Here is a 25951-nt window from a genome sequence, read left to right as displayed (position 1 = left end):
GAGCAAGCAAGATGCCCCCCATCAACCGCAGGAAACTCCTCGGCGGGCTCCTCGCCGCCGCCTCCGTCCCCGCGCTCGCCTCGTGCAGCGGCGGCATCACCTCCCTCGACGGCGGCGGCTCCGGCGGCGGGGGCGGCGGGTCGAGCAAGGACGGCGTGACCATCGGCACCGCCAACTTCACCGAGAACCAGGTCCTGGGACACCTGTACGCCGCCGCCCTCGAAGCGGCGGGCGTCAGCACCAAGGTCCGCCCCAACCTCGGCACCCGCGAGATCCTCATCCCCGCGCTCAAGGGCGGCGACATCGACCTGCTGCCCGAGTACCAGGGCGCCCTCCTGCACTACCTGGACACCAAGGCGAAGGCCACCGAGGAGGGCGAGATGCAGAACGCCCTCGCCATGGCCCTGCCGCGCGGCCTGCAGATCCTGCCGTACGGGATGGCCGAGGACTCCGACGCGTTCGTCGTCACCCGCGAGACCGCCGACGAGTACGGCCTCAAGTCCCTCGCCGACCTGGCGAAGCACAACGGCAAGCTCGTCATCGGCGCCGCCCCCGAGGTGAAGAAGCGCGAGGTCGGCGCGGTCGGCCTCAAGGACGTGTACGGCGTGGAGTTCAAGGAGTTCAAGTCCCTGGACTCCTCGGGCCCGCTGGTGAAGGGCGCGCTGCGCAAGGGCGACGTCGACGTGGCGAACCTCTTCACCACCGACACCGACATCGTCGCCGAGAAGTGGGTCGTCCTCACCGACCCCAAGAACCTGATCCCCGGCCAGCACGTCGTCCCGCTGATCGCCGACCGCAAGGCCGACTCGACCGTACGCAAGGCGCTCGCCCGGCTCGGCGCCCGTCTGACGACCGAGGACCTCACCGAGCTCAACCGCCTGGTGGACAAGGACAAGAAGGACCCGGAGGACGTCGCCCAGGACTGGGCGGAGAAGCACGGCATCACCAAGAAGTAGCGGCAGCACCGAGAAGTAGCTGAAGGAACGCACCAACTCACGGCAGACAGCAGGGAGTTCAGCGCATCATGGCAGCAGAGGATCTCGTGGAGCGGCGCTCCATCGACGTCGTCCCCGACGACGAACGGCACGGCACGGCGTTCAGTCAGTTCACCCTCTGGCTCGGCGCCAACCTCCAGATCACCGCGGTCGTCACGGGCGCGCTCGCCGTCGTCTTCGGCGGCGACGTGGTCTGGTCGCTCGTCGGCCTCGTCCTCGGCAACCTCCTGGGCGGCGCGGTGATGGCGCTGCACTCCGCGCAGGGGCCGAAGCTGGGCCTGCCGCAGATGATCCAGTCCCGCGCCCAGTTCGGCGTGAAGGGCGCGGTCGTCCCGCTGCTCCTGGTGATCCTGATGTACGTCGGGTTCTTCGCGAGCGGCAGCGTGCTCGCCGGGCAGGCCACCGCCGAGCTCACGCACACGAACGACACCACCGGCATCGTGGTCTTCGCCGTGATCACCGCGGTCATGGCGGCGGTCGGCTACCGCGTCATCCACGTCCTCGGCCGGGTGGCGAGCGTGATCTGCGCGCTCGCCTTCGTCTACCTCGGTATCCGTCTCCTGGACCGCGTCGACCTCTCCGCGCTCCTGCACGACGCCCACTTCGACCTGCCGATGTTCCTGCTCGCCGTCTCCCTCTCGGCCTCCTGGCAGCTCGCCTTCGGCCCGTACGTGGCGGACTACTCGCGTTACCTGCCGCGTACGACGTCGGCGAAGGCCACCTTCTGGTGGACCCTGTCGGGCTCGGCGATCGGCTCGCAGTGGTCGATGACGTTCGGCGTCCTGGTGGCGGCGAGCGCGGGCGACGCCTTCCTCGCCAACCAGGTCGGCTACGTCGTCGGCCTCGGCGGCACCGGCCTGATCGCCTCCTTCCTCTACTTCGTGATCGCGCTCGGCAAGCTGACCATCAACGTGCTCAACACCTACGGCGGCTTCATGTCGATGGTGACGAGCATCAGCGGCTTCCGCGGCCAGAAGGTCATCGGGCCGCGCGGGCGGGCCGCCTACATCGCGGTGATCATGGTGGCGGGTACGGCGGTCGCGCTGCTCGGCAAGGACAGCTTCCTGTCGTCCTTCAAGGACTTCCTGCTGTTCCTGCTGACCTTCTTCACGCCCTGGTCGGCGATCAACCTGGTCGACTACTACCTGATCTCGCGCGAGCGGTACGACATCCCCGCCCTCTTCGACCCCTGCGGCCGCTACGGCGCCTGGCGCTGGGACGCCCTGGTCGTCTACGGCGTGGGGCTCCTCGCCCAGCTGCCGTTCCTGGTCACGCACTTCTACACGGGCGCGCTGGTCGACCCGCTCGGCGGCGCCGACATCTCGTGGATCGTGGGTCTCGTGGTGCCCGCGGTGCTCTACTGGGCGCTGGCCCGGCGCAACCCGCCCGCCCCTGGGGCTGGGCCCCGGGTGGAAAGGGGGGTTAGCCCCACCGCGACCGAGGCTCCGGCGCCGTAACGTAACCGGATATGGAAGCCCGTGACGCCGAACTCAAGAAGGAACTCGACGCCACTCTGCACGCCCGCAGAGAGCTCGGCGAAGAGTACGACTCCGCCTTGGTCGACTCGTTCCTCGGGAAGGTCGAGCAGCGCCTGGACGGCACCATCGACCGGCGCATGCGACGCCATCTCGCCGAGCAGCAGATGGTCGTCGCCCGTGGCGCCCGCTCCCCGGCGAGCCCCGTGGACTCGTGGGGCGAGCGGTTCGGCTTCGGCGTGATCTCGCTGGTCCTCGCCGTGCCGCTGTCCGCGATCGGCGTGGTCAACGCCGGGATGGCCGGTCTCTTCACCACCTGGGCCGGCATCGTCGGCATCAACGCGGTGCAGGCCGTGCGCGGGGCGAACTTCGGCCGCGGGAACCGGGGGCGCACCTCGGAGTGGGACGACGACTGAGGCAGGGCCCCGGACCCACCGCTCACACCTGGCGCGTGGGCAGCACGATCAGCTGGCGCAGATTGACGTGGCGCGGGCGGCTGGCCGCGTACCCGATCAGGTCGGCGACGTCCTCCGGGACGAGCGCGCCCACCTCGGCGAACATGCCCTCCAGCAGTCCCGAGAGCTCCGCGTTGTCGACGTGCCCGCGCAGCTCGGTGTCCGTGAAGCCCGGCTCGATGTTGGTGACGCGCACGTCGCGCGGGCCGAACTCGGTGCGCAGCGACTCCGACAGATAGGTCAGCGCGGCCTTCGTCGCGCCGTACACCGCGTAGTGCGGGAACGCGATGTGCGCGCCGATGGACGAGATGTTCACCAGGTCCGCGCTGCGCCCCTCGGCGGCCGCGTCGATCAGGTCGGCGGCGAAGGCCCGCACGATCCGCAGCGCGCCCGCCACGTTGGTGTCCAGCATCCGCTGCCACTCGTCGGTGCGGCCGTCCGTGACCGGGTTCGGCAGCATCACGCCCGCCGAGTTCACCACCAGGTCCACCGTGCCGAACACGGCGTGCACCCGCTCGACTGCGGCGTCCACCGACGCCTGGTCGGTGATGTCGGCCGCGACGGCGAGCGCCCGGCCGCCGTCCGCCTCGATCTTGGCGGCCAGCTCCGCGAGGCGCTCCGCGCGCCGGGCGAGCAGCACGACCCTGGCGCCGCCCGCGGCCAGCAGCCGTGCGGTGGACTCCCCGATGCCGCTGGCGGCCCCGGTGACGACGGCGGTGCGGCCCTGCAGGTTCTCGTACGACATGTCCGGACTCCCTTGTGATGGCTGCCCTCCGGACGTCCGTCCGGCGGCGATCACCACTCTGGGCTCCCCGCCCGCCGCTACCCAGGGCAGCGCTTTTCCTGGGTACGCCAGTACCAGGCTGGAATCCGCGCGCCAGCCTAGGATCGGGCGCATGGACGGGGACATCGGAGACTTCCTGCGCTCACGGCGCGCACGCATACAGCCCGACGAGGTCGGGCTCGCCTCGCACGGCCGCCGCCGCGTACCGGGCCTGCGCCGCGAGGAGGTCGCGCAGCTGGCGGGCGTGAGCGTGGACTACTACATCCGGCTCGAACAGGGCAGGGGCCCCTCGGTCTCCGACGCCGTACTGGACTCCATCGCCCGCGTGCTGCGCCTCGACGACACCGAGCACGCCTACCTGCGCACGGTGGCGAGGCCGCGCCCGCGCCCCCGCGCCGAGCGGCCCACGGCCCAGCGGGTCCGCCCCGGCCTGCGGCTGCTGCTCGACACCATCGACCGGGCACCGGCCTTCATCTTCGGCCGCCGCATGGACGTACTCGCCTGGAACGCGCTGGCCGACGCCCTCAACGGCTTCTCCCAGCTGCCGCCCGCCGAGCGCAACATCCCCCGCCAGGTCTTCCTGGAGGGCCCGGGGCGCGACTGCTACCCCGAGTGGGAGGCGGTGGCGGCCGAGACGGTGGCCTATCTGCGCCTGGACGCGGCCCGCCGCCCCGACGACGGCGAACTCGCCTCGCTGGTCGGCGAGTTGTCCGTCAAGAGCGAGGACTTCCGCCGGCTGTGGGCGGACCACCAGGTCAAGGAGAAGACCCACGGCACCAAGCGCATCACCCACCCGCTCGTCGGCGAGCTGATCCTGCCCTACGAAACCCTGACGCTCCCCGGCGACCCCGAACAACTCCTGGTCGTCTACACCCCGGAACCAGGCACGGAATCAGCGGACCGCCTGTCCCTGCTGGGCAGCTGGGCGCTGAGCACCCCTTAGGAAGCAAGCCCCGAAGGGGCGAGCTTCAGGGGCGCGGGGAACTGCGCGGCCGGCCCCCACAGACCCGCACCCGAGACCCCGCCCAACCCAGCGGAGCGCTACCGCGGGGACCGCCGCACCCCCGGAAACCCAGGGGGCGGGACGACGGCGATCCCCGCGGGGGACGCGCACACCGGTCAGGGCCGGTGCCACGTCCGGCGTCCACGGATCCGGGAGCCGCTCCGGAGTTCCTGACGCCGACAGACATCAATGTGCCGCAGCCGTGTTAAGCGTGTGCTGCGCCAACGTGTCGCGCTCGTACCACTTCCGCGAAGTTCACCCCTGCTCGGCGAGGAACGCGAGCAGGTCCTGCCTGCTGACCACGCCGGTCGGCTTGCCCTCGACCAGGACGATCGCCGCGTCCGCACGGCCCAGCACCGACATCAGGTCCGCCACCGGCTCACCGGAGCCGACCTGCGGCAGCGGGTCCGACATGTGCTTCTCCAGCGGGTCGGAGAGCGAGGCGCGCTGCGCGAACAGGGCGTCGAGCAGCTCGCGCTCGACGACCGAGCCGATGACCTCGGCGGCCATCACGTCGGGGTGTCCCGCGCCCGGCTTCACGATGGGCATCTGCGAGACGCCGTACTCGCGCAGGACCTCGATGGCCTCGCCGACCGTCTCCTCGGGGTGCATGTGGACCAGCGAGGGCAGCTCGCCGCCCTCCTTGCGGCGCAGCACGTCGCCGACCTTCGGCTGGTCCCCCTCGTCCTCCAGGAAGCCGTAGTCGTTCATCCACTCGTCGCTGAAGATCTTGCTCATGTAGCCGCGGCCGCTGTCCGGGAGCAGCACGACCACGACGTCGTCGGGGCCGAGCCGCTCGGCGACCCGCAGCGCCGCCACGACGGCCATGCCGCAGGACCCGCCGACGAGGAGGCCCTCCTCCTTGGCCAGGCGCCGCGTCATCTGGAAGGAGTCCTTGTCGGACACCGCGACGATCTCGTCGGTCACGTTCCTGTCGTACGCGGTCGGCCAGAAGTCCTCACCGACGCCCTCGACGAGGTAGGGCCGCCCGGAGCCGCCCGAGTACACGGACCCCTCGGGGTCGGCGCCGACGACGGTGACCGCGCCCTTGGAGATCTCCTTCAGATAGCCGCCCGTACCGGAGATGGTGCCGCCGGTGCCGATGCCCGTAACGAAGTGGGTGATCTTCCCCTCCGTCTGCTCCCAGAGCTCGGGTCCTGTGGAGTGGTAGTGCGAGAGCGGGTTGTTCGGGTTGCTGTACTGGTCGGGCTTCCAGGCGCCGGGCGTCTCGCGTACGAGCCGGTCGGAGACGTTGTAGTACGAATCCGGGTGCTCGGGATCGACGGCCGTGGGGCAGACCACTACGTCGGCGCCGTACGCGCGCAGCACGTTGATCTTGTCGAGGGACACCTTGTCGGGGCAGACGAAGATGCACTTGTAGCCCTTCTGCTGGGCCACGATGGCGAGACCGACCCCGGTGTTGCCGGAGGTGGGCTCGACGATGGTGCCGCCGGGCTTCAGCTCCCCGCTCTGTTCGGCCGCCTCGATCATGCGCAGCGCGATGCGGTCCTTCACGGATCCGCCGGGGTTGAAGTACTCGACCTTGGCCAGGACGGTCGCCTGGATGCCCGCGGTCACGTTGTTGAGCCTCACCAGCGGGGTGTTGCCGACGAGACTGATCATCGAGTCGTGGAATTGCACCGTTGTCTCCGGGCTGCGATGTAGTGCGACGAATTGGTGCGGTCAGCCTAAGGGTCCGGCTCATCCGTTCACCTCCGCTTGCGATTGGCCGACCGTGCTTACGGGGCAATGAGTTGAGGTACGGCCGTATGACGGGGTACGGGCGGTACGGCACAAGGAGGTGGCTGCAGGGCATGTCGAGGGCGAGGGTGGCACGGCGGATCGCCGCGGGCGCGGCGTACGGCGGCGGCGGCATCGGGCTGCTCGGGGCCGCCACGGTGGGCGTGGTGCTCGCCGAGGTGCAGCTGGCGAAGCGGTCCGTGGGCGGCGGGGCGCACGGGGACCCACCCCGGGCCGACGGGCGCTACGGCAGGGCGTTCGCCGACCGCTCCGCCTCCTGCGAACCGGTGCGGTTCGCGATGCTCGGCGACTCCACGGCCGCGGGCCAGGGCGTCCACCGGGCCAGGCAGACCCCCGCGGCGCTGCTCGCCTCCGGGCTCGCCGCGGTCGCCGAGCGCCCCGTGGACCTGCGCAACGTGGCGCTGCCGGGCGCCCAGTCGGACGACCTGGACCGCCAGGTGACGCTGATCCTCTCGGACCCCGCCTGGGTGCCCGACGTCTGCGTGGTCATGATCGGCGCGAACGACGTGACGCACCGGATGCCGCCGACCCGCTCGGTGCGCCACCTCTCGGCCGCGGTGCGCAGGCTGCGGACGGCGGGGGCGGAGGTGGTCGTCGGGACCTGCCCCGACCTGGGCACCGTCGAGAACGTCTACCAGCCGCTGCGGTGGATGGCCCGCCGGGTCTCGCGGCAGCTGGCCGCGGCGCAGACGATCGGCGTGGTCGAGCAGGGCGGGCGCACGGTGTCGCTGGGCGATCTGCTCGGTCCCGAGTTCTACGCCAACCCCAGGGAGCTGTTCGGTCCCGACAACTACCACCCCTCGGCGGAGGGGTACGCGACGGCGGCGATGGCGGTGCTCCCCACGTTGTGCGCGGCGCTCGGGCTCTGGCCGGAGGAGGAGCGCCCCGACGTGTCCCGGCGCGAGGGGTTCCTGCCCGTGGCACGGGCGGCGGCGCAGGCCGCCTCCGAGGGCGGCACGGAGGTCACCGCCGCGATGCCGACGGGGCCACGGGGGCCGTGGGCGCTCCTCAAGCGCCGTCGCCGGCGCCGCATCCAGACTCACGAGGCGTCACCGCTGCCCCACTGAGGTCTCGTCCTTATCCGCGGGCCGGTGGGGGCTGGCCGCGCAGTTCCCCGCGCCCCTTGCGGGGCCCCGTCAGGGGCGCGGGGAACTGCGCGAGCACCCCCGACCGGCCCGCAGGTGAAGCACGACCCCCACCGCCCGGGGCCCACGGCCTGAGCGCCCGCTTAGAAGTGCGTCCCGTGTCACACGTTCCACCCCGTGACCCTGGGCATTACGTGCGGGTAACTTCGCTCTGAGCCCTGCCCCTCCTCCCCCTGGAGCGCGTAATGCCAGAAGCCGTGATCGTCTCCGCCGCCCGCACCCCGATCGGCCGCGCCTTCAAGGGGTCGCTGAAGGATCTGCGCCCGGACGACCTGACCGCCACGATCATCCAGGCCGCGCTCGCCAAGGTGCCCGAGCTCGACCCGAAGGACATCGACGACCTGATGCTCGGCTGTGGTCTGCCGGGCGGTGAGCAGGGGCACAACCTGGGCCGCATCGTGGCCGTGCAGATGGGGATGGACCACCTTCCCGGCTGTACGATCACGCGCTACTGCTCCTCGTCCCTCCAGACGAGCCGCATGGCCCTGCACGCCATCAAGGCGGGCGAGGGCGACGTGTTCATCTCGGCGGGCGTCGAGATGGTCTCGCGCAGCGTGAACGGCTCGTCCGACATCCTCGAGGCCCGCAACCCCCTCTTCGACGACGCCCAGGCCCGCACCAAGGCCGTCTCCGAGTCCACGGGCTCCAGCTGGCACGACCCGCGCGAGGACGGCCTGATCCCGGACGCGTACATCGCGATGGGGCAGACCGCGGAGAACCTGGCCCGCGCCAAGGGCGTCACCCGCCAGGACATGGACGAGTTCGGCGTCCGCTCGCAGAACCTCGCCGAGGAAGCCATCAAGAACGGCTTCTGGGAGCGCGAGATCACCCCGGTGACGACCCCCGACGGGACCGTCGTCAGCAAGGACGACGGACCCCGCGCCGGCGTCACCCTCGAAGGCGTCGGGGGACTCAAGCCCGTCTTCCGCCCCGACGGCCTGGTCACCGCGGGCAACTGCTGCCCGCTGAACGACGGCGCCGCCGCCCTCGTGATCATGAGCGACACCAAGGCCCGCGAGCTGGGCCTGACCCCGCTCGCCCGCATCGTCTCCACCGGCGTCACCGGCCTCTCCCCCGAGATCATGGGCCTCGGCCCGGTGGAAGCGTCGAAGCAGGCCCTGTCCCGCGCCGGTCTCACCGTCGACGACATCGACCTCTTCGAGATCAACGAGGCCTTCGCCGCCCAGGTGATCCCCTCGTACCGCGACCTGGAGATCCCGCTCGACAAGCTGAACGTCAACGGCGGCGCCATCGCCGTCGGCCACCCCTTCGGCATGACGGGCGCCCGCATCACCGGCACGCTCATCAATTCCCTCCAGTTCCACGACAAGCAGTTCGGCCTGGAGACGATGTGCGTGGGCGGCGGCCAGGGCATGGCGATGGTCATCGAGCGCCTGAGCTAGGCGAATTCGCTGACACACAGTTCGCGGGGCTGACGCTCAGTCCCTGCACCTGTTCGTGACCCAATCTCCCCCAGGATGTGACCTATCTCCTGGGGGAGATACATATGCCCAGCTCAGAGTGCATCTGTGGATAAACACCGGGTCGAAAGACCTGTCCAATTCGTGACGTAATGCACTGACAGCTGGATCGTGCAGGCTTCAAGCTGATGTAGGAAGTCGGGGGTCGACTTGAAACCGGGAGTACGTCAGTGAGCGCCATGCCTCTTGCCCTGCTGCTCTCCACGGCCGCTGCCACGGCCGTGGGCGCCGCCGCCCTGCACGCCGTGTACGGGCTCCGGAAGCAGCTCACGGTCCTGCGCACCGAGCTGGCCGACAGCCGTGCCGCGAACGCCCCGCACCCCACGGTGCCGGGCGCCCGCACACCTGACACCGACGAGATACGCGCGGCCGTGGCCGAGGCGCTCGCCGAGGAGCGGGAGCGCGAGCTCGCCGAGGCGCGCGCGTTCTGGGCCGCCCAGGAGGCCCGTGACGCCTCCGACGCGCCGTCCCTCCTCAGCGGCCTCCCCGGGCTGCACGACGGCATCGCCGACGAGCTCTTCCTGCCCCGCCAGGCGGACTTCGCCGGCATCGAGGCGGACAGCCTGGAACCGGTCATCGAGCCGTTCGCGGACCCGGCGGCCGACGAGTTCGCCGGGGACTCCCCCGAGCTGGCCGCCGCCCGCCGCCGCCACCCCTCGCACCCGGACTTCGTGCCGGTGCAGGCCGCCCCCGCCGCCGAGGGCTACGGCGACCACGAGCGCACCGTGGCGTGCCTGGAGGAGCTGGCCGGCGCGCGCACCGCGCTGGCCGACGTCCGCCCCGGCCCGCTGGGCACCCTGGACGTGTACGTCTTCGCGGACGGCACGACGCTGTGCATGACCCCCGGCCACCGCGAGACGGCGGAGCTGCTCGCCGACGCGCTGCGCGCCGGCCACACCCCGGTCCTGCTCGGCGGCTCCGGCGTCTCCGGCGCCTACGCGCTGACCTTCGAGTGCGGCACCGAGAACGTCTACATCCTGGCGGACCGGGTCATCGCATCGGTCTGAGGCCCCGTGAGGGGCGCCGCGTCCGGGGGCGCCCCATAAGGGGCGCGGGGCTGTGACATCTGCGGCTCCGCCGCGTGGGCGCGAGCAACCCCCACCGACCCGCAGCCGACGAGGACCTGGCTACACCCCGGCCCTCTTCTGCGCCTCGGCGACAAGCTGAAGCGCCTCCTCAAGCCCGACGCGATCCGCGAGGACGAGCGCCAAGTCCCGCCCCGCGACGGTGATCTGATCCGCCGCGGCGAACATCCCCGCGTCCGGCATCTCCCGCGGCTCGGAGCCCGGCGCCTCCAGGCGCTGGGCCCTGACCGCCAACTCCCTGGCGAGGGCGAGCGCTTCCGTCGCCGCCCCCCGCTGGAGTCTGCTCTGCGGCGCGGCCCGCAGCCGGTCGGCGAAATGGTCCACAGCGGCCGTCAAAGGCGTCGTATCGAGCACCCCGCGACCTTATGCGCCTTTCCGGGACTGTTGCCAACACCCCAACCCTCAGGCACGGTGGCGTGAAGGACGGAACACATCGCGACGCGTCCGGAGGCGCCGATGTCCCAAGTCTTCTCCGAGGAGACCCACCGCAACCTGCTCGCCCGAATCCCCCACTGCACCGGTCGTGAAGTCTCCGACTGGCTGCGCGCCGTGGACGAAGGCCCCTCTCTCTTCCGCTTCGAGGAGAAGGTCAGCTGGCTCCGCGCCGAACACAACCTCGCGTACGGCCACGCGAAGGCAATCATCCACGAGTACGACCTCAGGCGGGCCGCCCGCAAGTTCCTCTGATCCACACCCCCGAGAAATCCCTCACCCGATACGGCGAAGGGCCCGCGAACCGGAATCGGTCCGCGGGCCCTTCGGCCGCCGGTCACCCGGCGAGGTCCCGTCAGTCGTTGCCCGAGAAGATGGCGATCAGGCGCAGGAACTCCATGTAGATCCAGACGAGGGTCATCGTCAGACCGAACGCGGCGAGCCACGCCTCTTCCTTCGGCGCCCCGTACGCGATGCCGTCCTCGACCTGCTTGAAGTCCAGGGCCAGGAAGCACGCGCCGAGCAGGATGCCGACGATGCCGAAGACGATGCCGAGGCCGCCGCTGCGGAAGCCCAGACCGTCACCGCCGCCGATGACCGCGAACAGCAGGTTCACGGCGGTCAGCAGCAGGAAGCCCATCGCGGCGGCCATCACGAAGCCGTAGAAGCGACGGTTGACGCGGATCCAGCCCGCCTTGTACGCCACGAGGACGCCGATGAAGACGGCCATCGTGCCGAGGACGGCCTGCATGGCCGCGCCGCTCGCGATGCGGTTGTCGACGACGCTGGAGACGACGCCGAGGAAGACACCCTCAAGCGCCGCGTACGTCAGGATCAGCGCGGGGGACGCCTTGCGCTTGAACGCCTGGACGAGACCCAGCACCATCGCGATGAGGCCGGCGCCGATCGCGATGCCGTACGACTTGCTGATGTTGGCGTCGTCGACCGGCAGCAGCGCCCAGGCGAGCGCGGCCGTGACCACGAGCGTGCCGAGCGTGGTGGCGGTGCGCATGACGACGTCGTCCATCGTCATGCGGCCGGTGGTTACGGGCGCCTGGGGCGCGCCGTACTGCACGTCCTGCTGGGCGTACGGATTCGTCGCGTAGGGGTTGCCCGCGGGGGCCTGCTGGCCGCCGTACGGATTGCCCTGCTGGGTCTGGGTCGCGCCTGCGGGTCCCCCGGCCTGCGGCTGCTGGCCGAAGCCGGCGTAGCCGTTGTCGCGGCTGAACCCCCGTCGCGAGAAGACCGGGTTACTGCTCCTCATTTCACTCCTCCATGGCCACCGTGCGTGGCTTTGCTCCAAGAGTAATGCGTAGGCAAAGGGATGAGCCTAGTGCTTGGGGAGGATCTTTCCCTCACTGTGACGGAGAACGCGTGGAACGGCCCCCACTGTTCCCGGATCGGAATCGTTCCGCCGCACGAGTGGCACCAGCGAGATGGCGACGGCGCCGAGGACCGCGGCGACCGCGAAGGTGGTGAAGCCGAGGGAGGCGTTGCCGCCCGCCACCACAGCGCCGCCGAGCCAGGGCCCGACGACCGCGCCGGTGCGCCCGACCCCGGTGACCCAGCCGAGCCCCGTGGCGCGCTGGGCGGGCGTGTAGACCGAGGGTGCGGCCGCGTACACCATGACCTGCGCGGAGAAGAGCCAGATGCCGGTGACGAAGACGACGGCGTAGGCGACGCCGAGCGGCAGGTGGGCCTTGAGCAGGAAGGCGCCGCAGGCGGTGAGCAGGAACCAGACCGCGGAGACCTTGACCGCACCGAAGCGGTCGGCGGTGCGGCCCGCGACGAGCATGCCGACGATGCCGCCCGCGTTGATCACCATGAGGAAGGTCACGGAGGAGGAGAGGGAGTAGCCGGAGGCGCGCATCAGCTCGGGCAGCCAGGTGGAGACTCCGTAGACGAGGAGCAGGCCCGCGAAGGAGGCCAGCCACATCAGCGGCGTCGCGAGGCGCTGTCCGGGCCCGAAGAGCGAGGCGACGGCGGCGAAGCGGCCCCTGGCGCCCGCCTCCGGGGCCTCGGCCCGGGTCGGGGCGGGCAGCAGATAGCGGGCGGCGACCGTCTCCGCCTCACGCGTACGGCCCTTGGCGAACAGCACGCCGGGCGACTCGGGCAGCCACTTCAGGACCAGCGGGACCGCGACGAGCGCCGGTATGACACCGGCCCAGAAGACGACGCGCCAGCCGTGGTCGGGGCCGAGCGCGAGCCCGAGGCCCGTCGCCGCCATGCCGCCCGCGTGGTACGAGGTCATCATCAGGCCGGTGGCGAGCGCCGCCCTGCGCGGCGGCGCGAACTCGGCGACGATCGCGAGCCCGATCGGCATCAGGCCGCCGAGCCCGAGCCCGGAGACGAAGCGTCCCGCGCCGAAGACGAACACGCTCGGCGCGAGCGCGCACAGCGCGGAGCCCAGCGAGAAGACGACGACGCTGCCCGTCACCATGGGCTTGCGCCCCAGCCAGTCGGTGAGCGTGCCGCAGCCCAGGGCCCCGACGAGCATGCCGAAGGTGGTCCAGGAGCCGACGGTGCCCGCGGTGGACGCGGTGAAGCCGAAGTCCTTGTCGTCGATGAGGTGCGGCATCACGGCGCCGTAGATGTTCACGTCCATGCCGTCGAAGAAGACGACGAGCCAGCACAGGGCGATGACGGGCGCGACGGCTCTGAAGGTGCGCTCGGGTGGGTTCACGGGGCTCACGGGGCTCTTCCTTCCGGTCCTGCTGCTGGCTGGCCCTACTGGTCCAGGGGGAATCCGGTGTAGCTCTCGGCGAGGTCGGTCTCCGCGGCGCGCGCGGTGGTGATCCGGTCGAGCGCGGCCAGCTGGACGCGGTCGTCGAACGGGGTGGCGTCGGGGGCGCGGTGGAGCATCGTCGTCATCGCGTACGAGAAGCGCTCGGCCTGCCAGACGCGGCGCAGGCAGGTCGCGGAGTAGGCGTCGAGGCGGCTGGGGTCGCCCTGCTCGCGGTAGGCGACGAGCGCGCGGGCGAAGGTGACGACGTCGCCGACCGCGAGGTTGAGGCCCTTGGCGCCGGTCGGCGGGACGATGTGCGCGGCGTCCCCCGCGAGGAAGAGGCGGCCGTGGCGCATCGGCTCGTGGACGTAGCTGCGCATGGGCGTGACGGACTTCGCGGTGACGGGCCCGCGCCGCAGCGTCCAGGCCGGGTCGTCGGTCTCCAGGCGCCGGTCCAGCTCGTCCCAGATCTCGTCGTCGGACCAGTCGCCCGGGTCGGTGCCGTCGGGGACCTGGAGGTACGCGCGCGTGACGGTCGGCGAGCGCATGGAGAGGAGGGCGAAGCCGCGGTCGTGGCGGGCGTAGATCAGCTCGTCGTGCGAGGGCGGCACATCGGCGAGGATGCCGAGCCAGCCGAAGGGATAGGTGCGCTCGAAGGTGCGCGAGACGTGCTCGGGGACGGCCGGGCGTGCCACGCCCCAGAAGCCGTCGCAGCCCACCACGTAGTCGCATACGAGGGTGTCCTCGCGCCCCTGGTGGCGGAAGCGGACCCGGGGGTTCTCGGTGTCCGCGCCCTCCACGGCGAGCGCCTCCGCCTCGAAGAGCAGCGGGCCGCCGTCGGCGAGCTGGAGGGCGATGAGGTCCTTGCAGACCTCGGTCTGGGCGTAGACCGTCACGGAGCGGCCGCCGGTCAGCGCGGGGAAGTCGACGCGGTGCCTGCGGCGGTCGAAGCGCAGCTCGATGCCGTCGTGCGGGAGGCCCTCGCGGTCCATGCGGGCGCCCGCGCCGGCCTCGCGCAGCACGTCGACGGTGCCCTGCTCCAGGATTCCGGCGCGCTGGCGCCGCTCCACGTAGGCGCGGTCGCGGCTCTCCAGGACGACGGACGCGATGCCCGCGCCGTGCAGCAGGCGGGCCAGGAGGAGCCCGGCGGGTCCCGCTCCGATGATTCCGACGGTGGTGCGCACGACCGATCCCCTCGCCTTGTTCGCCCAGCCCGGCTCGTTCACCCTGCGCGTCTTGTTCGCCTGGTGAACTTTCGTTCATAATGTGCTGACGGGAGTCTCTGGGCGCGGCCGTGCGCTGTCAACGGTCCTGCGGCACCCGATTTCACAAGCGAGATGAGGAGTGCCTCGGTGCCGGAAGAGTCCGTACGCCCCCTGGAGCGCGGCCTCGCCGTGCTGCGCGCGCTCACCCTGGCCGACGGGGCGCGTGCCGGTGACCTCGTGCGCGCCACCGGCCTGGCCCGCGCCACGGTCGACCGGGTGGTGGCGACGCTGGCCCGCCTCGGCTACGTACGCGTGCGCGGCCAGGAACTCCACCTCGCGCCCCGCCTCATGGAGCTCGGCAACGCCTACCTCGCGGCGAGCGGCCTGACCGGCGAGGTCGCCGCGCGCACCGCCCGGCTCGCGGACGAGCTCGACGAGTCGGTGTCCCTCGCGGTGCCCGACGGCGACGGGGTCCGGTTCGTGACGCAGGCCGCGCGGCGCCGCGCGATGTCGGTGGCGTTCCGCATCGGCGACCTGCTGCCGCCCGAGCGCTGCGCCCCCGGCGCGCTGTTCGCGGCCGCGTGGGACGAGGACCGGTGGGCGGCCTGGCGCGCGAGGGTGGCCGCGGGCCCCGCACGCGACGCCTTCCCCGCCCTGCCGCCGGGCCCCGCCGCCACGCCCCCGCCGGACCTCGCGGCCCGCGTGGCGCGCTCCAGGGAGACGGGCTGGGCCCTGGACGACCAGCTGATCGAGCCGGGCCTGATCGCGGTGGCCGTACCGGTACGGGACACGGCGGGCCGGGTCCGGTACGCCCTGTCGGCGGTGAGCCACACCAGCAGACACACGGCGGACGACTTCGCGACGGCGATGCTGCCCCGACTGCGCGCGGAGGCGGAGCGGCTGGAGGGGCTCGCGGGGGCGGAAGCAGGGGCGGAAGCAGAGGCGGAAGCAGGGGCGGGCCAAGGCGTAGAGACGGAACCGGACCCGGACCCGGACGCGGACCCCGGCGCCCTGCCGCCCCGCGCCGACCCCGTCGCCGCCAAGGCCGAGCTCGGGCCCGGGTTCCTCCAGTCGCTGGCGCGCGGGCTCGCCGTGCTGCGCGCCCTCGGGGAGGCCCGTGGTGACGGGCTCGCGCTGACCGGGATCGCCGCCGCCACCGGGCTGCCGAGGGCCACCGCGCGGCGCTGTCTGCACACCCTGGAGCAGGAGGGGTACGCGGCGCACGACGGCCGCCGCTACCGGCCGCTCCCCCGCATCCTGGAGCTGGGCCACGCGAGCCTGTCCCGGCTCGGCTTCGCCGAACTCGCCGAACCGCACCTGCGCGACCTCGCCGACCGCGTGCACCAGTCGGCGTCGGTGACGGTCCTGGACGGCACGGACATCCTGTACGTCGCGCGGGCGGCCACCGTGCGCGTGATGAGCGTCCGCATCACGGTCGGCACCCGTTTCCCCGCGTACCCCACGGCGATGGGCCGGGTGCTGCTCGCCGGGCTGCCCGCCGGGGAACGCGCCCGCCTCCTGGCGGCCGCCCCGCCGCGCGCCCTGACCGGGCACACCGTGACGGACCCCGATGCCCTGGCCCGGATCCTCGACCGGGCGGAGTCCGCCGGGTACGCGACGGCGGACCAGGAGCTGGAGGAGGGCCTGCGCTCGGTCGCGGTTCCCGTCAGGGACGCGGCGGGCCGCGTGGTGGCGGCCCTGAACGTGGCACAGCACGCGGGCCCCGGCCCGCTGGCCCTGACCCGCGACGCCCTGCTGCCCGCCCTGCGCGAGACCGCGGCGGCGATCGAGACCGATCTGCACACGGCGGCCCGCTTCAACACCGTGCGACTGCCCTAGGGTCTTTCGTTTGGATCAGGCCGGGCCCGTGATCATCAACATCGGCGCACACAAACGGAACTGACGGCCCGTCAGGGACCTGTAGAGGAATATGCGGGTGGCGGCGCTCCGCGAGGACAGCGGATGTGCCCGGAGCCGGACTCGAACCGGCACGCCCCCGAGGGGCAGCGAGGTTTAAGCTCGCCGTGTCTGCATTCCACCATCCGGGCAGGCCGTGGGCTCCGCATCAAGGATTCGACCCTATCGGGAGGCATCCCCCGAACAGCGGAAGGACAGCCCGATGTTGTCTTATTTTATTGACGTCTGAGGGTGCATCAGCCGCAGGTACGGTCCATCGGTACTTGCCGGAGGCCTTTCCCCGCTCCCGGCCGGTCTCATGGCCCTCTGCACGGAATGACGGAATTTAGCCGCCCGGGCCTCCCCCGTCCCGGTTTCGTCAGGGCTCCTGTCATCCCCAGGTATGACACGGAAGCGTCGAGTCCGACTGAAGGCGGCCCCCGGAACCGGAACAGCGGGTGACTTCACGGCGCCGATCGGCCGTGACGATGGAGTACGTCCCCACTCGTCGTCCGACAGGAGCACCGCCCCGTGACCACCACACCCTTCGCCGCCCGCGCCACCGCCGTGGCCGCGCGCGCCACGGATCTCTCCAAGGTGTACGGACAGGGCGAGACCCAGGTGGTCGCCCTCGATCACGTCTCCGTCGACTTCGGGCAGGGCGAGTTCACCGCGATCATGGGCCCCTCGGGCTCCGGCAAGTCGACGCTGATGCACTGCGTCGCGGGCCTGGACAGCTTCAGCTCCGGGTCGGTGCGGATCGGCGAGACCGAGCTGTCCACGCTGAAGGACAAGCAGCTCACCAAGCTCCGCCGGGACAGGATCGGCTTCATCTTCCAGGCGTTCAACCTGCTGCCGACCCTGACGGCCCTGGAGAACATCACGCTGCCGATGGACATCGCGGGCCGCAAGCCGGACAAGGCGTGGCTGGAACAGGTCATCGAGATGGTCGGCCTCTCCGGGCGGCTCAGCCACCGGCCCACCGAGCTCTCCGGCGGCCAGCAGCAGCGCGTGGCCGTGGCCCGCGCCCTGGCCTCCCAGCCGGAGATCATCTTCGGTGACGAGCCGACCGGAAACCTGGACTCGCGCTCCGGCGCCGAGGTCCTCGGCTTCCTGCGCAACTCCGTGCGCGACCTCGGGCAGACCGTCGTGATGGTCACCCACGACCCGGTGGCCGCGTCGTACGCGGACCGCGTGATCTTCCTCGCGGACGGGCGGGTCGTGGACCAGATGCACCGGCCGACGGCTGACGGCGTCCTCGACCGGATGAAGCACTTCGACGCGAAGGGCCGGACGAGCTAGCCAGTGGCCGCTCGGCCTCGGGCGGTGTTTTCCCTCCCGCCGTCGAGGCCGGGCTTTCGTCGGGACTGCGGGCCGTCTGTGGCTTGTCGCGCAGTTCCCCGCGCCCCCGGGAGAGGCCCCTGCGGGGCTCTCCCCCCTCCCACTTGACCCAGGACTTGATCCCATGTTCCGTACCGCCCTGCGCAACGTGCTCGCGCACAAGGCCAGGCTGCTGATGACCGTGCTCGCCGTCATGCTCGGCGTCGCGTTCGTCTCCGGCACCCTGGTCTTCACCGACACCTTCGGCAACGCCTACAAGAACAAGTCGGCGAAGAGCTTCGACCACGTCTCCGTGGCCATCCGGCCCGACGGCTACGCCAGCGACCCCGAGAAGCAGCCGAGCCGTCTCACCGACGGCCTCCTGAAGAAGGCCGAGGCGCTGCCCGGCGCCGAGTCCGCCATCGGCTCCGTGTCCGGCTTCACCGCGCTCGCCGACAAGGACGGCAAGCTGGTGGGCGGCGAGTGGGGCACCACCGGCACCAACCTCTACCCGGGCAAGGACGGCAAGGACCCGCGGTACGACTTCACCGAGGGCGCCGCCCCGAAGTCCGCGGCCGACATCGCCCTGGACAGCAGGACGGCCGAGCGCACCGGCTTCAAGGTCGGTGACACCGTCCGCTTCTCCACCGACGGCCCCGTGCACACCGCGAAGGTCAGCGGCATCTTCGACACCTCCGACGGCAGCGTCGTCGCGGGCGGCAGCCTGGTGGTCCTGGACAACAAGACCGCCATGAAGGCGCTGAACAAGACCGAGTACGACGAGATCGACGTCAAGGCGGCCGCCGGCACCTCGGAGGCCACGCTCAAGTCCGCCGTCGACAAGATCCTGCCGAAGGACACGGACTCCATCACCGGGGCCGCGCTCTCCGACGACCAGGACGCGGCGATCGAGCAGCAGACCAAGTCGATGAGCCAGGTGCTGCTGATCTTCGCCGGCATCGCGCTCTTCGTCGGCATCTTCATCATCGCCAACACCTTCACGATGCTCGTCGCCCAGCGCACCAAGGAGCTGGCCCTGATGCGCGCGGTCGGCGCCTCGCGCCGCCAGGTGACGCGCTCGGTGCTCATCGAGGCGTTCCTGGTCGGCCTGGTCGCCGCCGTCACCGGCTTCGCGCTCGGCATCGGCGTGGCCGTCGGCCTGCAGTCCCTGATGAACTCCGCGGGGGCCTCGCTGCCCGACGGACCGCTGGTCGTCGCCCCGCTGACCATCGCGGTCGCGCTGATCATCGGTGTGTTCGTGACGATGCTCGCCGCCTGGCTGCCGGGCCGCCGCGCCGCGCGGATCCCCCCGGTCGCCGCGATGAACAGCGTGCACGCGACGCCGACCATGCGCGGTCTCGTCGTCCGCAACACCATCGGTTCGCTGATCGTCGCGCTCGGCGTGCTCATGCTGTTCATGAAGGACAACTACGTGAAGTCGGGCGGCGCGGGCATCGTGCTCGTCGGCGTCATCGTCCTCACGCCGCTGCTTTCCCGCCCGTTCATCGCCGCGTCGGCCCCGCTCCTGAAGCCGTTCGGCGTCACCGGCAAGCTGTCCCGCCTCAACTCGGTGCGCAACCCGCGCCGTACCGCGTCCACCGCAGCGGCCCTGATGATCGGTCTGACCCTCATCACGGCGATGACGGTCGTGGCGACCTCCATGGGCACCGCCATCAACAAGATGGCCGCCGGCTCCCTGAAGGCCGACTACGCGGTCTCCATGGCGAACTTCCAGCCGCTGACCCCCGAGGTCCGCGAGAAGCTGGACAAGCTCCCCGGCGTCGAGGCGAGCAGCCCGCAGCGCACCGCGTACGGCGAGGCCGACGGGTCGTTCACCAACATCTCCGGCGTCGACCCGAAGTCCATCGGCAAGCTGGTCGGCCTCGACTTCGACAGCGGCTCGATCGACGCCCTCGGCCGCGGCGAGATCCTCGTCGACCGGGACATGGCCAAGGACAAGGGCCTCAAGCCCGGCGACACCATCCCGGTGAAGTTCGAGGACGACAGCAAGACCGTCAAGGCGAAGGTCGGCGGCGTCTACGAGGGCAACGAGATGCTCAACGGCATCTTCAGCCCCACCGCCTTCGTCGACCCGCACCTCGACAAGGTCGTCGACAAGCAGGTCCTGGTGAAGATGAAGGGCGGCCCCTCGGACAAGGCCGAGGACTCCATCGTCAAGGCCCTCGGCGACAACCCGGCGATCACCATCCAGGACAAGGACGCGATCAGCAACCAGGTCGGCGGCGCCATCAACATGCTGCTGAACATGCTCTACGGCCTGCTCGCGATGGCCATCCTGATCGCGGTGCTCGGCGTCATCAACACCCTGGCGATGTCGGTCTTCGAGCGGAAGCACGAGATCGGCATGTTGCGGGCGATCGGCCTGGACCGCGCGAAGGTCAAGCAGATGGTCCGCCTCGAAGCGGTGATCATCTCGCTGTTCGGCGCGGTGCTCGGCATCGTGCTCGGCCTCTTCCTCGGCTGGATCGCGGGCGGCTCCATCGGCGAGTCGGTCTCCACGTACTCCATGGAGATCCCGGTCGGCCGGATCGCGGTCTTCCTGGGCATCGCGGCCCTGGTGGGCGTCCTCGCGGCGGTGTGGCCCGCGCGGAGCGCGGCGCGGCTGAACCCGCTGCAGGCCATCAAGGCGGAGTAGCTCCGCTCGGGTGACAGGTGACAGGTGACAGGGCCCCGGACGACTCATCTCGTCCGGGGCCCTTCGCGTACCTGGTTAGGAGTCCACCCGCCAGTCCCTGGCCCGCAACGGCATCCCCGATGTCCCCTGCTCCGGTGTCTTGACCGCCAGGACCTGGTTGACCCCGATCCTGTTGCGCTCGAAGGCCAGCGCGGAGGCGGCCATGTAGAGCCGCCAGATGCGGGCGCGGCCCGGCGAGGTGAGGCGCTGGCCCTCCGCCCAGTGCGCCTCCAGGTTGGCGACCCAGCCGCGCAGCGTGAGGGCGTAGTGCTCGCGGATGGCCTCCAGGTCGCGCACCTCGAACCCGGCGCGCTCCAGCAGGTCCACGGTGGTCCCCACGGGCGCGAGTTCGCCGTCGGGGAAGACGTAGGCGTCGATGAACTCGTCGACCGTGTACGCCGATTCGTCGGCCTGCGGGCGGCGCGCGATCTGGTGGTTCAGGAGCCGTCCGCCGGGCTTCAGGAGGGCGTGCAGGTCCTGGGCGTACTCCAAGTAGCGCGCGGAGCCGACGTGTTCGGCCATGCCGATCGAGGAGATCGCGTCGTAGGGACCGTCGCGTACGTCGCGGTAGTCCTGGACGCGGATCTCGATCCGGTCGGTGAGGCCCTCCTCCGCGATGCGCTTGCGCGCGTACGCGGCCTGCTCCTGGGAGAGCGTGACGCCCACGACGGTGACGCCGTGCTCGCGCGCCGCGTGGATCGCCATGGAGCCCCAGCCGCAGCCGACGTCCAGCAGCCGCATGCCGGGCCGCAGGGCGAGCTTGCGGGAGATGAGCTCCAGCTTGTCGCGCTGGGCGTCCTCCAGGGTGCTTCCCGGCGACTCCCAGTAGGCGCACGAGTAGACCATCGAGGGACCGAGCACCAGCTCGTAGAACTCGTTGCCCACGTCGTAGTGGTGGCTGATGGCCTGCCGGTCACTGCCCTTGGTGTGCAGGTGGAGTCTGCCGTGTCTGCGCATCTCCTCGGGCGGCGGTGCGGGCGGCAGGAAGGGCGCGGCGAGGGCGACGAGGCCCCGCACCCCGGCGCGGAACCGCGGCTCGCGCAGGGACTGCCGCAGGCTCTTGGCGTCCTCGCTCTGCTCCCAGATGAACTCGGCCATCAGGTCGAGGGCCGCGTAGAGGTCCCCGTCGACGTCCAGGTCACCGGCCACCCAGGCGCGGGCCAGGCCCAGTTCGCCCGGCTTCCACAGCAGATGGCGCAGGGCCCTGCGGTTGCGCACGACGAGGGTGGGCGCACCCGGTGGGCCGGTCTCGGATCCGTCCCAGGCGCGGATGCGCACGGGCAGCGCGGCTCCCATGAGCTGCTCGGCGAGGTTCTTCAGCCGCAGTGCGGCGTTCTGCATGGCGCACACCTCCGTGGTGAGATCGGCCGGATCCCGGAACGGACCAACACCACGTAAACACCGAAGTGCCGCCTGCGCAGTCCCGTTGCCGCGTCACGGATCGGCAAAATAGATGCCGGGGGCACCTATTTTTGCGAGGGGTACGCCGCCGGGCCGCGCCCGGACATGCCGAAGGGGCCGCCCGCACCACGGATGGCGGACGGCCCCTTCGGGGTGGATCAGTACCGCGAGGTCAGGAGGCCTTGGCCTTCTCCTCGGCCTTGACCGCCGGGGCGGGCTCGGCGGCGACCGGAGGCTTCGGGGCCGGCTTGGCGGCCTCGTAGAACTCCTCGCGCGGCGCTTCCAGGGCGCCCAGGGAGACGACCTCGCGCTTGAGGAACATCGCGAGCGTCCAGTCCGCGAAGACGCGGATCTTGCGGTTGAACGTCGGCATCGCCATGCCGTGGTACGCGCGGTGCATGTACCAGGCGAGACGGCCCTTGAGCTTGATCTTCATCTTGCCCATGACGATCATCGCGACGCCCTTGTGCAGGCCGAGACCGGCGACCGCACCCTTGTTGGCGTGGCTGTACTCCTTCTGCGGGAAGCCCCGCATGCCGGAGATCACGTTGTCGCCGAGGACCTTGGCCTGGCGCAGCGCGTGCTGGGCGTTCGGCGGGCACCAGGCGTTCTCGTTGCCGGCCTTGCGGCCGACCATGTCCGGCACCTGGGCGTTGTCGCCCGCGGCCCAGATGTAGTCGCTGCCCTGGACCTGGAGGGTCGTCTGGGTGTCGACGTGGCCACGGGGGCCGAGCGGCAGACCGAAGCGGGAGAGCGCCGGGTTCGGCTTGACGCCCGCGGTCCACACGATGGTGTTGGAGTCGACCTCCAGGCCGTTCTTGAGGACCACGTGGCCGTCGACGCAGGAGTCCATCGACGTCGAGAGGTAGACCTCGACCCCGCGGCTCTCCAGGTGCTCCTTGCCGTACTGGCCGAGCTTGGGGCCGACCTCGGGGAGGATCTTGTCCGCGGCGTCCACCAGCACGAAGCGCATGTCCTCGCGCTTCACGTTGGTGTAGTACTTCGCCGCGTCGCGGGCCATGTCCTCGACCTCGCCGATGGTCTCCGCACCCGCGAAGCCACCGCCGACGAAGACGAACGTCAGCGCCTTGCGGCGGACGTCCTCGTCCGTCGTGGAGTCAGCCTTGTCCAGCTGCTCCAGGACGTGGTTGCGCAGGCCGATGGCCTCCTCGATGCCCTTCATGCCGATGCCCTGCTCGGCGAGACCGGGGATCGGGAAGGTGCGGGAGACCGCGCCCATCGCGATGACGAGGTAGTCGAAGGGCAGCTCGTACGCCTCGCCCACGAGGGGGGCGATCGTGGCTACCTTGCGGTCCTGGTCGATGGTGGTGACCCGGCCGGTGAGGACCTCGGCCTTCGGCAGTACGCGTCGCAGCGGGACGACGACGTGCCGAGGCGAGATGCTGCCGGCGGCGGCTTCGGGGAGGAAGGGCTGGTAGGTCATGTACGACCGGGGGTCGACGACCGTGACGGTCGCCTCTCCGTAGCGCATCTTCTTGAGAATGCGCCGAGCTGCGTACAGGCCTACGTACCCACCGCCTACTACGAGGATCCTGGGACGCTCCGTGGTGCTCATGCCATCGAGTATCCACCTGCCCGCCGGGGGTCGCTCGTGCGCCCCTTCACAAGGTTCGGCAGGCCCTCTGCTACACTTCGCCGCCCACGTGACGGAGGTCATGGCGTCACAGGGGAACCACCGCGCCACGCGAGTCGTTGTCCACCCCTTGTGAGCTGCCCCTCTGGGCTCCCGCACGGAGTGGACCACCGGACCGCTTCACACGCGCGACACATGCGCGAAGCGCCCTCGTCACGCGCCGGAGCACCCCGAGAGGGCCCTTTCGGCCGCCGGACACCCACGAACCTCGCCCATCAGGGCCGAATTCCTTGTGAAGAACTTCACGAAGTTTTCCGACGGCGTGTCGCCAGGGGGCCTTTCGACCCCCCTCGCGACCGCTCAGACGCTACAGGACGCGCTCAGGCGATGGGGCGATGCGAACGCGACTCCTGCGCCTGGCAGCGTGTACACACAAACGCGTACACTGATTCCATGACCGAGAACACCGCGACCGTCAGAGACGCACGCGCACACCTCGCGGAGCACATCAACCAGGCCGAGCAAGGCACTCCGACCGTCATCACACGCAACGGTGTCCCGGTTGCCGCGGTCGTGCCGATCGCCGACTTCGAAGCACTGGAAGACGCGGCCGACGTGCTGCTGGCCCGCGAGGCGGAAGCGGTTCTCGCCGACGGCGAGCCCACCGTCTCGATGGCCGAGCTGCTGGCGGACCTGTTCAGCGAGCGCGGTGAAGGCACCGCGTGAAGTACGCGTTCCGGTTCACCACGGCAGCACAGCGGCAGATCCGGGCCATCGACCGACTCGAAGCCATGCGCATCCTGACCGCACTGACCGCCCTCGGCGACGATCCGTACCGCGATGACGCCGACATCAAGAAGCTCACAGGACCCTCGGGCCTCTACCGGCTCCGAGTCGGCAACTACCGGGTCGCCTACCAGATCAACGACGGTGAACTCGTCATCCTCGTCGTCAAGGTGGGCGACCGGCGGGACGTCTACCGCAGTCTGTAGCGCCCTCTCCTCCTACCGTGCGTCGAGTGCCGTGTGGAACGCGATCCCGTCGAGGATGTCGTGTTCCGAGACCACGACCTCCCTCGCGCCGACCCTGTCCATGATCGCGAGCAGCACCAGCGAGCCCGCCGCGATCACGTCGACGCGGCCCTCGTGCATCACGGGGATCGCGGCGCGTTCCGCGTGCGTGGCGTGGGTCAGGCGGTCCACGATCGCGCTGACCTGCTCGTAGGAGATCCGGGCGTGGTGGATCGCCGCGGAGTCGTAGGCCGGCAGGTCCAGCGCGATGCCCGCCACCGTCGTCACCGAACCGGCGAGACCCACCAGCGTGCGGGCCTCCTTGAGCGGCACGGTGCGCTCGGCGAGGTCGAGGGCGTCCTCGATGTCGGCGCGGACCGCGTCCAGCTGCTCGCGCGTCGGCGGGTCCGTGACGACCCCGTCGCGTACGAGATGGCGCTCGGTCATCCGGACACAGCCCACGTCGACCGAGCGGGCCGCCTCGACGTGCTCGGCGCCCACCACGAACTCCGTGGAGCCGCCGCCGATGTCCACGACCAGGTACGGCGTGGCCGGGCCGGCCCGGCCGACCAGCTCCTTGGTCGCGCCGGTGAAGGAGAACTCCGCCTCCTGATCACCGGTGATGACCTCGGGCTCGACGCCGAGGATCTCCACCACGCCGCGCACGAAGTCGTCGCGGTTCTCGGCGTCGCGGGACGCGGAGGTGGCGACGAAGCGCAGGCGCTCGGCGCCGAGTTCCTTGATGACCGCGGCGTACTCGCGGCAGGCGGCGAAGGTGCGCTCCAGCGCCTCTTCGGCGAGGCGGCCCGTCCGGTCCACGCCCTGGCCGAGGCGGACGATCGTCATCCGCCGGTCCAGGTCGACCAGCTCGCCGGTGGCCGGGTCGACGTCCGCCACGAGCAGGCGGATGGAGTTCGTGCCGCAGTCGATGGCGGCGACGCGCGTCACTCGGCGTCCCCGACGGCGCACGGCGTCACGCACGCGCCCTTCGCCCACCACTCGGGCAGCATCGCGATCGCCTCGTCGCCCAGCGGGTTCACGCCGGGGCCCGCGGCCAGCGAGTGGCCGACCAGGACGTGCAGGCACTTCACGCGGTCCGGCATGCCGCCCGCGCTCGGGAAGCCCTCCAGGACCTCGATGGCGTCGCGGCGCGCGATGTAGTCCTCGTGCGCCTTGCGGTAGGCGGCGGCCAGCTCCGGGTCCGTCTTGAGCCGCTCCGACATCTCCTTCATGACGCCGTTGGCTTCCAGCGTGCCGATCGCGGAGGCGGCCCGCGGGCACGTCAGGTAGTACGTCGTGGGGAACGGCGTGCCGTCCGGGAGGCGCGGGGCCGTCTCGACGACGTCGGGCTGTCCGCAGGGGCAGCGGTGCGCGATGGCCCGCAGGCCGCGCGGCGGGCGGCCGAGCTGCTGCTTGAAGGCCTCGACGTCGGCGTCGGTGGGCTCGGTGCGCTCGGTGGTCGGCGGGGGCGTTTCCATGCCTGTCTTTC

23 protein-coding genes and 1 tRNA gene are annotated in these 25951 nt (G+C 71.0%); 13 read left to right on the top strand and 11 right to left on the bottom strand.

The window, feature by feature from the left end:
• Window positions 1–20: 20 nt before the first annotated feature.
• The 3 genes from ACIO9J_RS30420 to ACIO9J_RS30410 all read left to right on the top strand — a co-directional run bounded on the left by ACIO9J_RS30420 (window position 21) and on the right by ACIO9J_RS30410 (window position 2886).
• The gene (locus ACIO9J_RS30420; RefSeq protein ID WP_402006827.1) at window positions 21–956 is read left to right on the top strand and encodes an ABC transporter substrate-binding protein; all 936 of its coding nucleotides are present in this window, start codon (window positions 21–23) and stop codon (window positions 954–956) included.
• A 68-nt stretch (window positions 957–1024) separates the two neighbouring features.
• The gene (locus tag ACIO9J_RS30415; protein ID WP_402006565.1) at window positions 1025–2452 is read left to right on the top strand and encodes a purine-cytosine permease family protein; all 1428 of its coding nucleotides are present in this window, start codon (window positions 1025–1027) and stop codon (window positions 2450–2452) included.
• A gap of 11 nt (window positions 2453–2463) precedes the next feature.
• A complete protein-coding gene (locus tag ACIO9J_RS30410) occupies window positions 2464–2886 on the top strand; it encodes a hypothetical protein (protein WP_402006563.1) in 423 nt (140 codons plus the stop codon).
• Between the two features lie 22 nt (window positions 2887–2908).
• Here ACIO9J_RS30410 and ACIO9J_RS30405 read toward each other — a convergent pair whose 3' ends face one another.
• On the bottom strand, window positions 2909–3670 hold the full coding sequence (locus tag ACIO9J_RS30405; protein ID WP_402006560.1) for an SDR family oxidoreductase: 762 nt from the start codon (window positions 3668–3670) through the stop codon (window positions 2909–2911).
• 151 nt (window positions 3671–3821) lie between these two features.
• On the opposite strand from ACIO9J_RS30405, the gene ACIO9J_RS30400 reads away from it, so the two are divergent.
• Window positions 3822–4652, top strand: a complete 831-nt coding sequence (locus ACIO9J_RS30400; RefSeq protein ID WP_402006557.1) for a helix-turn-helix transcriptional regulator — start codon at window positions 3822–3824, stop codon at window positions 4650–4652.
• Window positions 4653–4967: 315 nt separating this feature from the next.
• Here ACIO9J_RS30400 and ACIO9J_RS30395 read toward each other — a convergent pair whose 3' ends face one another.
• Complete coding sequence (locus ACIO9J_RS30395) at window positions 4968–6353, bottom strand: cystathionine beta-synthase (RefSeq protein WP_402006554.1); 1386 nt, start codon at window positions 6351–6353, stop codon at window positions 4968–4970.
• A 173-nt stretch (window positions 6354–6526) separates the two neighbouring features.
• Here ACIO9J_RS30395 and ACIO9J_RS30390 point away from each other — a divergent pair, with 173 nt between their 5' ends.
• The 3 genes from ACIO9J_RS30390 to ACIO9J_RS30380 all read left to right on the top strand — a co-directional run bounded on the left by ACIO9J_RS30390 (window position 6527) and on the right by ACIO9J_RS30380 (window position 10106).
• Window positions 6527–7540 carry an SGNH/GDSL hydrolase family protein gene (locus tag ACIO9J_RS30390; RefSeq protein WP_402006551.1) on the top strand — a complete coding sequence of 338 codons (1014 nt, stop codon included), beginning with the start codon at window positions 6527–6529 and terminating at the stop codon, window positions 7538–7540.
• Window positions 7541–7803: 263 nt separating this feature from the next.
• Window positions 7804–9021, top strand: a complete 1218-nt coding sequence (locus ACIO9J_RS30385) for an acetyl-CoA C-acetyltransferase (RefSeq protein WP_402006548.1) — start codon at window positions 7804–7806, stop codon at window positions 9019–9021.
• A 257-nt stretch (window positions 9022–9278) separates the two neighbouring features.
• Window positions 9279–10106 carry a hypothetical protein gene (locus tag ACIO9J_RS30380; RefSeq protein WP_402006824.1) on the top strand — a complete coding sequence of 276 codons (828 nt, stop codon included), beginning with the start codon at window positions 9279–9281 and terminating at the stop codon, window positions 10104–10106.
• Window positions 10107–10226: 120 nt separating this feature from the next.
• On the opposite strand, the gene ACIO9J_RS30375 is transcribed toward ACIO9J_RS30380, so the two are convergent.
• Window positions 10227–10538, bottom strand: coding sequence for a hypothetical protein (locus ACIO9J_RS30375; RefSeq protein ID WP_402006545.1), 312 nt, complete (start codon window positions 10536–10538; stop codon window positions 10227–10229).
• 102 nt (window positions 10539–10640) lie between these two features.
• On the opposite strand from ACIO9J_RS30375, the gene ACIO9J_RS30370 reads away from it, so the two are divergent.
• Window positions 10641–10871 (top strand): DUF4287 domain-containing protein, encoded by a 231-nt coding sequence (locus ACIO9J_RS30370; RefSeq protein WP_055545457.1) that lies wholly within the window; start codon window positions 10641–10643, stop codon window positions 10869–10871.
• A gap of 100 nt (window positions 10872–10971) precedes the next feature.
• Here the strand turns inward: ACIO9J_RS30370 and ACIO9J_RS30365 are convergent, their stop codons facing one another.
• The 3 genes from ACIO9J_RS30365 to ACIO9J_RS30355 form a co-directional block, all read right to left on the bottom strand.
• Window positions 10972–11880, bottom strand: coding sequence for a Bax inhibitor-1/YccA family protein (locus ACIO9J_RS30365; RefSeq protein WP_402006542.1), 909 nt, complete (start codon window positions 11878–11880; stop codon window positions 10972–10974).
• A gap of 66 nt (window positions 11881–11946) precedes the next feature.
• On the bottom strand, window positions 11947–13308 hold the full coding sequence (locus ACIO9J_RS30360; protein ID WP_402006539.1) for an MFS transporter: 1362 nt from the start codon (window positions 13306–13308) through the stop codon (window positions 11947–11949).
• A 35-nt stretch (window positions 13309–13343) separates the two neighbouring features.
• The gene (locus tag ACIO9J_RS30355; RefSeq protein ID WP_402006537.1) at window positions 13344–14525 is read right to left on the bottom strand and encodes a 4-hydroxybenzoate 3-monooxygenase; all 1182 of its coding nucleotides are present in this window, start codon (window positions 14523–14525) and stop codon (window positions 13344–13346) included.
• A 168-nt stretch (window positions 14526–14693) separates the two neighbouring features.
• Here ACIO9J_RS30355 and ACIO9J_RS30350 point away from each other — a divergent pair, with 168 nt between their 5' ends.
• Window positions 14694–16385 carry an IclR family transcriptional regulator C-terminal domain-containing protein gene (locus ACIO9J_RS30350; RefSeq protein WP_402006534.1) on the top strand — a complete coding sequence of 564 codons (1692 nt, stop codon included), beginning with the start codon at window positions 14694–14696 and terminating at the stop codon, window positions 16383–16385.
• 126 nt (window positions 16386–16511) lie between these two features.
• Here the strand turns inward: ACIO9J_RS30350 and ACIO9J_RS30345 are convergent.
• Window positions 16512–16594: transfer RNA gene (locus ACIO9J_RS30345), tRNA-Leu, on the bottom strand.
• Between the two features lie 379 nt (window positions 16595–16973).
• Between ACIO9J_RS30345 and ACIO9J_RS30340 the strand changes: the two genes are divergently transcribed.
• Together ACIO9J_RS30340 and ACIO9J_RS30335 are read left to right on the top strand one after the other, a co-directional pair.
• On the top strand, window positions 16974–17744 hold the full coding sequence (locus tag ACIO9J_RS30340) for an ABC transporter ATP-binding protein (RefSeq protein ID WP_402006531.1): 771 nt from the start codon (window positions 16974–16976) through the stop codon (window positions 17742–17744).
• Between the two features lie 163 nt (window positions 17745–17907).
• Window positions 17908–20418 carry an ABC transporter permease gene (locus ACIO9J_RS30335; RefSeq protein ID WP_402006528.1) on the top strand — a complete coding sequence of 837 codons (2511 nt, stop codon included), beginning with the start codon at window positions 17908–17910 and terminating at the stop codon, window positions 20416–20418.
• Window positions 20419–20493: 75 nt separating this feature from the next.
• Here the strand turns inward: ACIO9J_RS30335 and ACIO9J_RS30330 are convergent, their stop codons facing one another.
• Window positions 20494–21798, bottom strand: a complete 1305-nt coding sequence (locus ACIO9J_RS30330) for a class I SAM-dependent methyltransferase (RefSeq protein WP_402006525.1) — start codon at window positions 21796–21798, stop codon at window positions 20494–20496.
• Between the two features lie 232 nt (window positions 21799–22030).
• Window positions 22031–23434, bottom strand: a complete 1404-nt coding sequence (locus ACIO9J_RS30325) for an NAD(P)/FAD-dependent oxidoreductase (protein WP_402006522.1) — start codon at window positions 23432–23434, stop codon at window positions 22031–22033.
• A gap of 471 nt (window positions 23435–23905) precedes the next feature.
• On the opposite strand from ACIO9J_RS30325, the gene ACIO9J_RS30320 reads away from it, so the two are divergent.
• Together ACIO9J_RS30320 and ACIO9J_RS30315 are read left to right on the top strand one after the other, a co-directional pair.
• Window positions 23906–24178: a type II toxin-antitoxin system Phd/YefM family antitoxin gene (locus ACIO9J_RS30320; protein WP_402006519.1), complete on the top strand. Its 273-nt coding sequence runs from the start codon at window positions 23906–23908 to the stop codon at window positions 24176–24178.
• Window positions 24175–24444: a type II toxin-antitoxin system RelE/ParE family toxin gene (locus ACIO9J_RS30315; protein WP_402006516.1), complete on the top strand. Its 270-nt coding sequence runs from the start codon at window positions 24175–24177 to the stop codon at window positions 24442–24444. Before ACIO9J_RS30320 ends, ACIO9J_RS30315 begins: the two co-directional genes overlap by 4 nt.
• A gap of 12 nt (window positions 24445–24456) precedes the next feature.
• Here ACIO9J_RS30315 and ACIO9J_RS30310 read toward each other — a convergent pair whose 3' ends face one another.
• Window positions 24457–25410 carry an exopolyphosphatase gene (locus ACIO9J_RS30310; RefSeq protein ID WP_402006513.1) on the bottom strand — a complete coding sequence of 318 codons (954 nt, stop codon included), beginning with the start codon at window positions 25408–25410 and terminating at the stop codon, window positions 24457–24459.
• Window positions 25407–25940 (bottom strand): DUF501 domain-containing protein, encoded by a 534-nt coding sequence (locus ACIO9J_RS30305; RefSeq protein WP_402006510.1) that lies wholly within the window; start codon window positions 25938–25940, stop codon window positions 25407–25409. The genes ACIO9J_RS30310 and ACIO9J_RS30305 overlap by 4 nt, the downstream gene beginning before the upstream one ends.
• Window positions 25941–25951: the final 11 nt, after the last annotated feature.

This window comes from Streptomyces sp. NPDC087300 (genome assembly GCF_044744425.1).
Taxonomy (GTDB): Bacteria; Actinomycetota; Actinomycetes; order Streptomycetales; family Streptomycetaceae; genus Streptomyces.
This window is presented reverse-complemented; position numbering and strand designations above follow the sequence as displayed.